Annotated in this window: 9 protein-coding genes; all 9 read right to left on the bottom strand. The window is 39.8% G+C overall.

What is annotated here, in order from left to right; translation table 11 throughout:
- Nucleotides 1–600 precede the first annotated feature (600 nt).
- Entirely contained in the window at nt 601–1,545 is a 945-nt protein-coding gene (locus HMPREF9225_RS00445; RefSeq protein WP_008900937.1) for a hypothetical protein, read from the bottom strand.
- A gap of 10 nt (nt 1,546–1,555) precedes the next feature.
- Nucleotides 1,556–2,959 carry an MBOAT family O-acyltransferase gene (locus tag HMPREF9225_RS00450; protein ID WP_008900938.1) on the bottom strand — a complete coding sequence of 468 codons (1,404 nt, stop codon included), beginning with the start codon at nt 2,957–2,959 and terminating at the stop codon, nt 1,556–1,558.
- A 460-nt stretch (nt 2,960–3,419) separates the two neighbouring features.
- The gene (trmB, locus tag HMPREF9225_RS00455; protein WP_008900939.1) at nt 3,420–4,058 is read right to left on the bottom strand and encodes a tRNA (guanosine(46)-N7)-methyltransferase TrmB; all 639 of its coding nucleotides are present in this window, start codon (nt 4,056–4,058) and stop codon (nt 3,420–3,422) included.
- 317 nt (nt 4,059–4,375) lie between these two features.
- Nucleotides 4,376–4,879, bottom strand: a complete 504-nt coding sequence (locus HMPREF9225_RS00460; RefSeq protein WP_040551238.1) for a type III toxin-antitoxin system ToxN/AbiQ family toxin — start codon at nt 4,877–4,879, stop codon at nt 4,376–4,378.
- A 469-nt stretch (nt 4,880–5,348) separates the two neighbouring features.
- Nucleotides 5,349–6,200: a class C sortase gene (locus HMPREF9225_RS00465; protein ID WP_008900941.1), complete on the bottom strand. Its 852-nt coding sequence runs from the start codon at nt 6,198–6,200 to the stop codon at nt 5,349–5,351.
- Nucleotides 6,193–7,077 carry a class C sortase gene (locus tag HMPREF9225_RS00470; protein ID WP_040551239.1) on the bottom strand — a complete coding sequence of 295 codons (885 nt, stop codon included), beginning with the start codon at nt 7,075–7,077 and terminating at the stop codon, nt 6,193–6,195. Before HMPREF9225_RS00470 ends, HMPREF9225_RS00465 begins: the two co-directional genes overlap by 8 nt.
- Nucleotides 7,070–7,951, bottom strand: coding sequence for a class C sortase (locus HMPREF9225_RS00475; RefSeq protein ID WP_008900943.1), 882 nt, complete (start codon nt 7,949–7,951; stop codon nt 7,070–7,072). Before HMPREF9225_RS00475 ends, HMPREF9225_RS00470 begins: the two co-directional genes overlap by 8 nt.
- Before the next feature lie 1,659 nt (nt 7,952–9,610).
- The gene (locus tag HMPREF9225_RS00480; RefSeq protein WP_040551241.1) at nt 9,611–10,837 is read right to left on the bottom strand and encodes an MSCRAMM family protein; all 1,227 of its coding nucleotides are present in this window, start codon (nt 10,835–10,837) and stop codon (nt 9,611–9,613) included.
- 19 nt (nt 10,838–10,856) lie between these two features.
- Nucleotides 10,857–13,043, bottom strand: a complete 2,187-nt coding sequence (locus HMPREF9225_RS00485) for a pilin N-terminal domain-containing protein (protein ID WP_008900948.1) — start codon at nt 13,041–13,043, stop codon at nt 10,857–10,859.
- Nucleotides 13,044–13,387 lie beyond the last annotated feature (344 nt).

Genomic DNA, 13,387 nt, shown 5'->3' on the forward strand with positions numbered 1-13,387 from the left:
AGACAGCGGAAAATTTCTTAACGCCGAAAGCAAAAATCACTTGTGGTGGCAATGGCTCTCTCTGTAGGAGGATTGTGATTAAGGATTCTATGGGTAGGTCGGAGGAAGGTATTGAATTTATTATTAAAGAAAATTTAGGAAAGATTTATTTTTGTAGCGGAAGCAATCTGCTTCCATAGCCGAGCAGTCGAGTTCTGCAAATCAGCCTTCACTTTGTTCGTCTTCTTTGGAACTTTTTGCACGAGACCTGCTACGAAATCTAAGATTTCGGCTAGGGCTTCGAGGCTCTGCATGGAATTAGTTAAGGAATGATTTGATTTTAGTGAGGTCAGTTTTTTATTAAATTATTTGCATAGACTTGACCTTCGGAGGTTATACCCATTCGACTCGCTACGCTCGCTCAGGGTGACGGTAGTTGGGTGGATATTCTCTTTAAAATTCCAGTGGAAGACAGTCATCCTTAGCGGAAGAGGCAAAGGTTCTGTAGTCAAACGGGTATAACCCTGGTGAGGCTAAACATTGATGATTGTTACACCTTACCACAAAACAAAAAAGGAAGACATGCATCTTCCTTAAATTTCTTTATTCATTATCCAATATCTAATTCTTATCCATCCACTCTACAAAAAACTTACTAAACTTCTCCGTACCTTCTACATTCAAATGCCCTGGATCATAGAAATCACTCTCGACCAATCCAATCTTATCTTTGTCGCCGTTAAAGTCGTAAAATTCCAGTCCTTTTTCCGCACACAATTTCGAAAACTCTTTTAAATTTTCGCTATACACTGTTTCATCGTAGACTGGCGTCTTTATTAGTCTCAGCTTAGCTCCATTTTTCTTACAAAGTTCGGAAATTTTTACAATCGTAGCTACTTTATCCTCCATGAATTTTCCAGAAGCAAGTTTAATCGCCTCTAGATTTTCTTTCTTCATGGTTTTGTCCTTAGAAAATGATGGCGACTGCCCGGTGAGCTTCACGTATCCATTCAAATCGTCGTGGTACATGCTGTATTTAAAATGCCAGTCCTCATCCTTTAGCTCGTCCCATCTGGAATGGTACATGAGAAGTGGAAACAAGGTGTGCAGCTTCATTTCTTTTGGCACCGCTTCGGTAATCATGCGGATCTTGCGAAGTCCAAATGGAAAATAATCCGTATAGGAATGCACCGTTGCCTCGTCGGTTTCCGTCTTGGAAAGGGCGTCGAAAATATCCAGGTACACCACCTTTGGATGAGAGATGGAAAGCGCCGAATCGATGTAGAAATAGTTCGCCTCAAGCGGTTGCTTTTGGGATGCGAGAATGTAACTCGTTATGCCCTTTTCCTTTAGCATGCTAGGCATTACGGAGCAATATGCGTGGGATGTGCCGAAAAACATGATGTCGTAATCCTTCTTTTCATTGAAGTATCCGCCGATTTTATTTCCCATATCCCAAGGTTTGTCCAAGGACTTTCTCATAAGAACCCTATTTGCAAAACTAAGAGATGCTCCAAGGACACAGATAAATATTAAAAAACATATGAAATTACGCAATCTTTTCATAAAATCATTCCTAAAATTGAAAATAGATAAACATGGACTCAGAAAAACCTACGCCGTAGATTCCAAAAATCACCACAATCATTATCAGTGCGAAGAATATGGCACCTTTAAAGATTGTCGGAGCGTGCATAAAACGATCCTTCACGTCCACAGAATTATATTTTAAAATATCCACCACAAGGAGGATCAAAACCGCCACCAAAAGTGCATAGAGATTGGCTATATTAAGCCCAGCGTCCGTGATTGTTGCACCATTTGCAGAAAACATCCTTCCGATAAATGTAAATGCGTCGGAAATGGTCTTTGCACGGAAAAATACAAACGCAAGCACCACGAGGACAAAGGTCACAAGTCTAGAAATATTCCTAGAAATTGTCCCTTCCTTGTTTTTAAAACGCGAAATGAAATGGCTGCATACATTTAAAATCCCGTGAATCAAACCCCACATAAGAAAAGTGTAGTTCGCCCCATGCCACAGACCGCTCACAAGGAATACGATCATTATATTTACGTAGTGCCTGAAGCTGCCCCTTCTGCTGCCGCCTAGCGGAATATAGAGATAATCCTTAAACCAAGTGGAAAGAGATATGTGCCATCTGCGCCAAAAATCCACTATGGACACTGCTAGAAATGGCTCGCGGAAATTATCCATAAGTTCGATTCCCATCACCTTTGCAGAACCCTTCGCCATAATCGAATAACTGTAGAAATCGCAGTAGATTTGAATAGAAAATAGTAGGGCTCCGAGCATCATAACCGTACCAGTGAAATCCATTGAGCCGAAGACCGTGTTTACGAATATGGCAGCACGATCAGCGATTACAAGTTTTAAAAAAAGTCCGTAAAAGATTAGAAGAAGACCTTCTACCAAGTTACAAACGCAGTACTCTCCATGATTTCTGATCTGCGGCAAGAGATTCTTCGACCTCTCGATAGGACCAGCCACAAGTTGCGGAAAAAATGACACGAAAAGCGCGTATGTTATGAAATTTCTCTCTGCCCTTAAATCGCCGCGATACACGTCCATTGTATATCCCAGAGCTTGGAAAGTGTAGAAAGAAATCCCAACTGGTAGTATAAATAGCGCCTCTGTAGACGTACTCCCACCAGAGATGCGATTGAAAATATCTATAAAAAATCCATAATATTTAAAAACAAATAAAATCCCGAGGTTTAGCACAAAAGAAATAGAAAGGAAGAGTTTTTTCTTTCCATAAGAATCCATGAGAATCGCCGCAAAGTATGTAATCACAGTGGATAGAAGCATAAGAGCAGCGTACTTAACGTTCCAGCAACCGTAGAAAAAATATGACGCTAGAAGCAGATGGATGTTCTTGAATTTCTTTGGAAGTGCAAAGTATAAAATAACCACAATCGGGAAGAAAATTGCATAAGAAATTGAATTAAAAACCATAAAACCTCCAACTATAAGTGTATAATATGGTCGGTTAAAAAGCTAGTTTTTTTGTTATGTGGTGGAATGTTTGGATTATCTCACTTGTATTTACTTGACCTTCTGAGGTTATACCCGTTCGACTCACTTCGTTCGCTCAGGGTGACGGCAGTTGGGAGGAACATCTACATAGAAGTCTCAAGGAAGACAGTCATCCTAATTAGGTTATATGCGGATTGTTTCACTTGTAGCGGAAGCATTTTGCTTCCACAGCCGAGAGGCTCTACAAAGGGAAACTCTTTTGATTGACAGAATTTCTAAAGGTCTGTCTCTATGTATAGTCATCCTGAGCGAAAGAGCCGTAAGGCTATGCAGTCGAAGGATCTGACACATATTTGACCAATCTTCTCCAAAAAAACTGTAAATTTTTCTTTTAACTTATCTTTTCTCCCCCAAAAAACAAAAAAGCACTTTAAAAGTGCTAATTTATCCTCTCGAAAATCCCATATAAAATTGGTTTCTCAATACTTCTCCACTTGCTCTCATACTCCGTCACAATATTGTCTGGAAAATCCTCAAGCTTCATATCAAAAGTCTTGAACACGCATTTAAAACCGCATTCGTCAAAATAATCAAGACTCGCTTCGAAGAGGTCCCTGTCGTCCACCTTTAGGTAAATCTTGCCACCAACTTTTAAAAACTTCTTGTACCTCTCAAGAAAAAGCGGATAGGTAAGCCTTCTCTTCTGTTGACGAGGCTTCGGCCACGGATTGCAGAAATTAATATAGATCGTGCTCACCGCATCCTCGTTGAAAACTTCGTCAATCTTTTCAATATCAATGGCAACCGCCCTGACATTGTTAAGTTCATTGTCCTTTATCTTTCTTGCAGCATAGATAAACGCATTGGTCTCCTTATCAAAAGCCACAAAATTCACATCAGGATGCCTAAGCGCCATCTGTCTTAAAAACTCGCCCTTGCCAGCGCCAAGTTCCACCCTGATTTCATTATTATTACCAAAAATCTCTTGCCAACGGTCCTTCAAACCCTCAGTTTCGAAAAACACATACGGGTTCTCCTTCATCTCCGGAATGGCAAAATGTTTCTTTCTAAGTCTCATATAATCACCAAGTAGATTATATAGATAATGGCAGCTAAATTCAAGAAAAAGATGGGTATTGTTATTAGAAGTAATCACGCGATGCTTGTCATCAATCCAGAAACACCCCCTCAGGCGTAGCCGTGCAACCACATAAATTTCGATTCAAACTTTGTAGCGGAAGCTATTAGCTTCCATCAACATCGATACTACATTAGCTCAACTCAGCCGTAGCCGTACTACAACATTCCAACTACATAAATCTCCAACCTTTTATCCAAACAAAAAAAACAAACCTATACTTGATTTGTGTTTTTATTAATATAATTCTTCTTAAACTATTTCATATATCTATTGGCAACATCTTCAAGTAAAGAAAAATCACAACAACGACTTTTTACCTTCAACTCAAAAGAGTTTAAAGAGCTGTCATCTTGCGTCATTTTTCTATAAAGTGAATACGCTTTGCTTGTAATATTTAATTTATTCGATCTGATCCACCTAATTTGTTTACTTAATAAAATCTGGTAATTCTTATCTTTTACGGAATTAATATCTATTTTAAAATAAGTATTATTAACTAAAGGTATCATATTATTTAAATTAATAGCTCCCAGATTTCCAGAATCAATTTTTATAAAATCAATATTATTCTTCATAGTGATATGCTTTCTTTTAGGCGAAGATAGAGGCGCAAAATAATTAATAGAACTATCAGCAGTTGATAAGCTCAAAATAATGCCCACATATGGTCTATCAATACCATGGTTAAATAGAACTTTATCATCAAAAGTTCTTAAATAGTTTAAAAATTTACTATCTACTGTAAATAAATTTAACATTCTATCCCCTTTATAAAAAAAGCGGCTTGCAATTAGCAAACCACTTTTCCTTTTTTAGTTCGCATTTTATGGCTGCGTACACCGCTTTTTTAGTTCGCATTTAATGGCTGCGTACACCGCTTTTTTAATTTCGCATTTTATGGCTGCGTACACCGCTTTTATTACAATTAAAATATACCATAGATATGTTTTTCTGTCAATAAAATGGTATCTTGTATGATGATCATGGTTTCATATTCATCCCATATCCCATTACATCAATCATTAATACATAACCACACCAGGGTTATACCCGTTCGACTCCAATGACTCAGCCTTCGCTTCGCCATTTCCGCTCAGGGTGACTGTCGTCCTTTAGACTTTTCCTGTAAATGGAAGCAGGTTGCTTCGCTACAAAAATCACCCACCCTTTCTCCTAAAAATAAAAAATACCCCTAATTATTACAAAAATTAGGGGCAAAATCATATTCTATTTTCTTCGTCTTCTCTTTCTTCTCCCACTATTACCGCCGACAAACCTTACTAGTTTCAAAACAAAAACTATCAAAAGTACTATAAGCACAGCGGTAACTGCGAGGATTCCATTTTTGAGTCCCTTCACACCTGGTGCGGCTTCCACATTATCATCCGTCACATCTGCTTTCGCCACGTCCTCTACCAATTTGCAGTTGACGAGTAGTCTCTGTTTTCTTGGTGGTGTAAGCGGATCACAAGTTAGTAGAGTGAGTATCTTCTTCCCTGGAACAGAATCCAGTTTCTCCCATTCCCAAGCCTCGATGATTTCTTTGTCCTCCACCTTGTATTCCAAGGTCTTATTCGGCCAACTTAAATACACAGAATCTCCTGCGGTTAGTTTGTCCAGATTCCAAAACATAATCGCTTGGTAGTATCCTCTGTGTCCCGCGATAACAGCCCTAGTTCCAGGCTTTTCGCTTGGCAAATCCGTTCCCTCAATATGGGCAACTCCCATGGCGAGGTGCTTCTTGGAAGCATCCAGGTACACAGGCTCAGTCACATCAATCTTCGGTATGCTTAGATACGCAAACACCTGGTCCTTGTCCTCTAAAAAAGAATAATCTGAAGCGTAGTCGTCTGTAGCGAATGGATCCACGATATTTACTTCACCATTTAAAGATTTATTATATTTTTCAATCTCGCCTAAGGTATGATTATCTAGCTCCATGCCGCTACTCATAAATTTCTTGTAGCCACTAGACCCGGCGATGATGTCCTTGGAAAGTTTAAAAAAACCATAAAGTGGAATCGAAATCCCCAAAATTATCAAAAGATACCCAAGAATAACCTTGTTTCTCTTATTCATCTTTCTTCTCCTCAATCGAATCCATGTATTCCCTGTACCTTCTAAGCGCCTTTCTATAATCAGATCTAGAGTAAAGCATAAGCACGAATAGCACCACAGAGAACGGAATCGTAAACGCAAGCATGTCCCTATATTCCAAACCTAGGGAAATAAGCGCACGCGAATCTTCCTTCACAGGAGCCACATAAGGCACGCGATGTCCCCTCACAAGAAGTCTGTGAGAGTTAATCATGTAAGGCGTACAGGTTAGTAGTGTCGCATAATCCTTGTCATCCACCACTAGCACCGGATCAAAATTGGAAGGCTCCACCGTCAAAATCTGGTCCACCTCGTAGGCAAGCACAGTCTGAATATTGTGGACATAGAAAATATCACCCTTTTGAAGTTTGTCCAGATCTCTAAAAAGTCTCGCAGAAGGAAGCCCCCTGTGTGCAGTTAAGACAGTATGAGTGGACTTACCACCAATAGGAAGACTCGTTCCTTCCAAGTGACCAACGCCCTTGTTAAGCACGTCAAAACTAGTACCGGCATAAATCGGAAGATTCGTGTCAATCTTAGGAATTTCCACAAATCCGAGCTTCTCCTTGACCTCAAGCATACGAGCATACTCGGCAATCCCTTCCTTTTCCTTTTCAGTATAAGGGTCAGCGAGCCTAGAAGGGTCCAAAACCCTATTGTAAGCTTCAGCAAGTTCAATCCTTCTTAAAATCTCATTCTGATCGAGGGACTTCGCATTCTCAGTGAACTCGAGAATCTGGTTATTCGCCTCAATTCTATAATAATAATTGGAAACCAAAGGGTACATCATGATGACAAAACCAGCGATGAAAAGAATAACAAGTGGCCAGATCTTCTTCTTACCAGTAGACTTACTCATTGCCATCACCTCTCTTGTCCTCGTGATTCTTAAGAATCAACACATACCTCTTCGTCTTCCTCTTGTAATTGTAAATCATCAAAAGCATAAGCACGATAAACGCTATATCGCCCATAAACATATACTTATACCTGAAGTGAGTCTTGTTGCTTAGAATAAACGTATCGTCAATAGCCTCATCATAAGGAACCCTATGACCCCTCACAAGAAGCCTGTGAGTATTGATCATAATCGGCGTACAAGTAAGAAGCGTCGCATAATCATGACCAGGCACGATCAAAAGATCACTGAAATTACTAGGCTCAACCACAAGAATCTGGTCCACCTCGTAGGCAATAGTCTCCTTCAAATTGTGAATGTAGAACCTTTCACCGAGCTTTACATTCTTAAGATCAGAAAAAAGCTTCGCCGTAGGAAGCCCAGAATGAGCAGTGATAACCGTATGGGTAGAATTGCCACCAATAGGCAGACTCGTACCCTCCAAGTGACCAGCCGCCACCTGAAGCACATCCTCAGAAGTACCAGCACGAATAGGAATATCCACATCAATAGAAGGGATCTGAATATGACCAATCTGCTCATGAAGCTCAAGCATGCGGGCGTACTCAGCACGACCCTGGTTGTGGCGCTCCTTGGCATAAGGATCCTCAGACACACTATTCACCAAAGAATCATTAAAAGCCTGAGCCAGATCAATCCTTCTCTTAACCTCTTCATCAGACAGTTTACTCTTTTCACTATCGAAGTTAGATACCTGTTGCGTAGACTCCACACGATAATAGAGCCTAGAAACCGTCGGATACATCAAAACTAAAAAACCTAAAATAAAAATTAACTTAAAAGGCCAAGTCCTTTTTCTCTTACTCTTAGCCATAATCCTCCTAAAATCTATACAAAATAAAAATAATTAACTATACATATTTTACCATAAAGGTCCACAATAAAACCAACATGGTGAAATAAAAAAAGGATTTTGTCGTAGATTGCGATGTTTTATTTAAAACACCCTCCCACTTGGTCATCCTGCAAAAGCGTCAACCCTCCCACTTGGTCATCCTGAGCGAAAGAGCCGCAAGGCTCTGAAGTCGAAGGATCTGAAGTCGAAGGATCTGACACATATTTAACCCATCTTAGCCAAAAAAATATTAAAAAAAACATCTAACTAATCTAATCATACATTTCTGACCCCACCAGGGTTATACCCATTCGACTACAATGACTCAGCCCAGGCTTCGTCATTTCCGCTCAGGGTGACTGTCTTCCTTTAGAATTTTTGTGAAACAATGTAATTAGGTGGTCGTCACCCTGAGCGAACGAAGTGAGTCGAACGGGTATAACCTCCGAAGACCTAACATTGGCAACTACAACCGTAGCGGAACCTTCCAGGTTCCACAGCCTAAGGCTACAATGAACTTCCCAACTGCGGTCATCCTTCAAGAGCGTACTTCTTCCCACTTGGTCACCCTGAGCGAAAGAGCCGCAAGGCTCTGAAGTCGAAGGATCTGACACATATTTAACCCATCTTAGCCAAAAAAATCATCCAAACTTGACCCCACCAGGGTTATACCCATTCGACTACAATGACTCAGCCTAAGCTTCGTCATTTTCGCTCAGGGTGACTGTCTTCCTTTAGAATTTTTATGAAACAATGTAAGTAGGTGGTCGTCACCCTGAGCGAGGAATTTATTCCGAGTCGAACGGGTATAACCTTCGAGGACCTAACATTGGCAACTACAACCGTAGCGGAACCTTCCAGGTTCCACAGCCGAGCAGTCGAGTTCTACAAATCAGACTTCGCTATGCTCATCCTCTTTGGAACTCTTTGCACAAGACCTGCTGCGAAATCAAAGATTTCGGCTAGGGCTTCGACGCTACAATGAACTTCCCAACTGCGGTCATCCTGCAAAAGCGTCAACCCTCCCACTTGGTCATCCTGAGCGAAAGAGCCGCAAGGCTCTGAAGTCGAAGGATCTGACACATATTTAACCCATCTCTGCCAAAAAAATCATCCAAACTTGACCCCACCAGGGTTATACCCGTTCGACTCCAATGACTCAGCCAATGCTTCGTCATTTTCGCTCAGGGTGACTGTTTTCCTTGAGAATTTTTGTGAAACAATGTAATTAGGTGGTCGTCACCCTGAGCGAGGAATTTATTCCGAGTCGAACGGGTATAAGCTATATTTAACCAAGTCTTCGCAAATAATTCATCCCAAACATAACCCCACCCATACTCGAGATCCTTCGACTACGACGGCTATGCCGTCTCCGCTCAGGATGACTGGTTTGGCGGTTACCCCAAAAACCAAAAAACAGCAGTCGAGTTCAACAAATCCCTTCTTCAAAAACCAAAAAAATAACAACCCCCTACATACACCAGTACATAGGGGGCAAATAACATATTGATTAAAATCCTGTGCTATTTAATTTTCCAAAACATAAACATAAATCACAATCACAAATCGCAACCGCAATCATAATCATAACCAAAAATCACAATCACAATCGTAATTCACAATCATAACCCATATTTACTATTTATTTTCCTTAACCAAAACACCGCCCCAAATAGAGCATATAACCCCGAAAATCGACATCAATATCAAACTAATGTCACCAGTCTTCGGAATCCTTCTCGGTTTCTTTGGCTTATCCTTATCTCTCGGAGGCTTCTTTGGTTTCTGTCCACCTTCAGGAGGAGGTTTCGGCTTGTCCTTTTCCGGAGGAGGTGGAATTGGCGTATTCTTAATCACCAAATCATTCACAAGAGAATTCTCATCAATAACAAAAGATTGGAGTTCGCCAAGAGGCTCATAGCCCCCAGCCGGCTTCACTTCCCACACAAAGTAGGTACCAAAAGGAAGATTGTCCACAGAGAAGTATCCGTCCTTGTCAGAAACAAGCACCAAATCCTTTCCATTAATCTTCACCCTCTCGTCGTAGCCGTTCACCCTCTTCGTAACGATGAAACGCACGCCCTCAATAGGCTCCTTCGAATCAGAATCAATCTTTCTAAACCTCTTGCCACCGTCAGAATCCTTGTAGTTCACCACCACAACCTTGGTAGTGCCACCATTGACGACGAAACGAGTCCTTGCATTTTTAATCCTGTAACCCTCCGGCGCTTGCACCTCTTCGAAAAGATACTCGCCGAGCTCGATACCTTTAATCGAAATCTTACCATTGGAATCAGTAATAAGGTTCGACTTCACCAAAGTCTCCTCGCCATTTACCACCTTGTAGAGGTTGAACACAGCCCCAGCAAGAGGCACATCATCAGCAGAAACCTTTATAAGTTCTACATGATTATCAGGAGGCGGAACCTCGTGGCGACCCTTCGGCATGATGGTCACGTCGTTCGGACTATTTTCGTCAACATAAAAGACAAAAGGAAAAATCTCAACCTTACCATTGTCGGCAACCCTAGCATAGTAGGTCCCAGATTTTAAACCCACAAGGCTCGCAACGCCATTAGCATCGGTAGTAACAGTATAAGGCTTCTTATCGATCTTATTTAGTTCATCGACGGACTTTTTATTTAAGTCCTTCACCAACTTTTCCTTAGCGTCATCAGAAGTTACGATCTCATCCTTAATCTTCCAGATGACGATCTCTCTATTAGCCACCTCATCGACCTTGCGATTATTGCCAGTTAAATCAATAGTAAGGCTCTTAGCATAAACAGCACCTGAGATAATAACCATGCTAAAAATTACACAGCCAAGAAGTAGCTTAAATATTCTATTATTCAATTTTAGCACGGCTAACCCTCTTTCTTAATTAGTTTTCTTCAGCAGTTCTCTTTCTCATAGCGATGAAAGCACCAGCCATTAGAGAAATACCAACAACAGTGAAAATAACAGTACCGATACCACCAGTTTGTGGGATAGTAACAAGTTTATTTTCGATTCTTTGAGCTTTAGTAGTGTCAGTTTTTGAAGAATCGATCATTTCATTTTCTCCTGTTAAATTTAAATTATTGTAAGAATTTGCATTTACTGTAAATGGATATTCTCTACCACCTGATGGTAATGAGTATCCTTGTGGAGCTACAATTTCGTGTAGTTTGTAGGTAGCAAAATCTAGTCCAGTTATTTCCATATAACCGTCAGTGTTTGGAACTAATACTACTAGGTTTGCAGCTAGATTATCTACTGTTCCGTAACCGTCTTTCCATTCGTATTGAATGTTTGCTTTTTGTTTTGCTTCTTTTACTTTTCCAGCTAATTCATTTATATCTTTTACTGTTTGGTTTTCAGCATCCTTTTGTTGTTCTGGAGTTAGTTTGTTGTATGCGTCAACCTTGTCTTGAAGATTCTTTTCAGCTGTTGCTAGAGCTTCTAAATCTGTTTTCTTATCAGCGTCTGATTTATAGTATAGGTATTTTCCTGCTTCATTTTTGATTAAGAACTTTCCACCAACTAGACGTTTGAATTCTGATGTGTTATCGTCTGTCTTTACGAATCTAATACCACCTGATGTTACTGTTACTTCTGGAGGTGTGATTGGGTTTGGGTTAGGGTTTTTCTTATTCTTTATAACAAGGTTTCCTTGAGTATCATGAGAATAATTAGGAACCCATCCCTTTACTTCTTGTTCTACTACTCTATATTTTTCATCTTTATTAAGTTTATCAAATTTACCTGAGGTAGTTGTTGAATTTAAAGTTAAAGTCTTGCCTGATACTTCAGACCATGTATTTGTTGCTTGATCCCATTTTTCTAGTTTAAGAGTGATAGTCATATCTGCTGGCCATGTTTCTGTTCCAGTTCCATCTCCACTAACAAATGATTTGTTTACGTTGATTTCAGTTTTACCTTTTTCTGGAATTGGGTTTTTGTCTCCTGGTTGTGGAGTATATCCTGGTTTATTTCCATAATGGAATGAAACAGTGTTTGTTTCTGGGTCTACTGGACCTGTAAGTCCGTTAAGAGTTGCAGAATATTTTAAAGTGAATTCTACTTTTTGTGCAGCTTCTTTAGCTACCTTGTTGTATACTGTAGTTCCATCAATAAGTTTTACACCGTCACCATTGTTTAGTGTTTTTTCTAATACTTTTTTGATACCATTGTCTGTTAGTTTTAATACAAAACCGTTGTCAGAATTTTCTATTGTATAATCAGCAGCTACTAATCCTAGATCAGTTTTTTGATCTCCATAAGTTGCACTTACAGCTAAATCTTTATTGTAAGTTAAACCTTCGCTCATTCTATCTGACCAAGCTAGCATAACTTCTTTAGATCCTGCTGGGATTGGAGTTTTAACAATGTATGGTACCTTTGCACCCTTGTCTAGTGTTAAAACTTTCTTGCCTGTTGAATCTGTAATTGTTACATTGTGTGATTCTGATGTTTTGTTTGCAGTATTTGCTGTTTCGTCTAATTCCTTACTTGTTGTTTTGTCTGTTAATTTGTTCTTTGGATAGATGTGTACATTATCCATTTTTTTACCATCTTTATCATAGATTGGTAATGTAATCTTGAATGGTACAGCAAGAGCTCCTGTGTGGTTTGCTGGAACTTCAGATTCTACGAAGTAGTATGTTCCGTCAGCTAAATTATTAAGTGTTACTTTTCCATCTTTGTCTGTAGCTTCAGTCTCTACTCCTTGAACACCATTAAATAGAGTGGTATTAGCATCTATTACAGCCTTTACTTGAGCAGGTGTTTGAGGTTTTGCTTCGTCAATCTTAGCAAGTTGAGCAGTGTTTACTTTGTAGTAAGTAAATTTAACTCCTGGTAGACCTGTTGGATTTTTACCATTGAAATACTCATTTAATTTTTCTTGAGTTAATTCTTTACCGTCATGGTCTTTAGCAGTTACACCTTCAAAATCATCCAATTTTAATTTATGGATAGTTAGGTTGGTTCCTGTTACTGTAGTTTCAGCTAGTGCTGTTAATGGAGCGAATGCACCTAGTATCATCACTAATGCTAGAATTAGTGACATAAGTTTTTTCTTGTTCATAATAAACTCCTTGTTTATAATTTTTTCTGGGATTGGGTCCCAGTACCCATTTTACATCTAAGACTATCGTCTTAATTAAACTGGGTTAGGGTCCCAGCACCCTTATATAAATGATCCCTAAGGACCAAATATTCCTTACATCTCGGGGAATCCCCCATTTTTCTTTCCATTTATCCAAGGAGCAGTGACGATGTTTCGCCACCGCCCTTGTTATTATTGTGTTGTGTGTTTTTCCGTTACGTTTTTTTGAGTTTATCCCTTGCAACTGCCGTCACCCTGAGCGAGCGTCAGCGAGTCGAACGGGTATAATCTATTTAACCTAGTCTAGACAAATAATTCATCCT

Origin of the sequence: Peptoniphilus duerdenii ATCC BAA-1640 (assembly GCF_000146345.1) — a bacterium.
In the GTDB taxonomy this organism is placed as follows: Bacteria; Bacillota; Clostridia; order Tissierellales; family Peptoniphilaceae; genus Peptoniphilus_B; species Peptoniphilus_B duerdenii.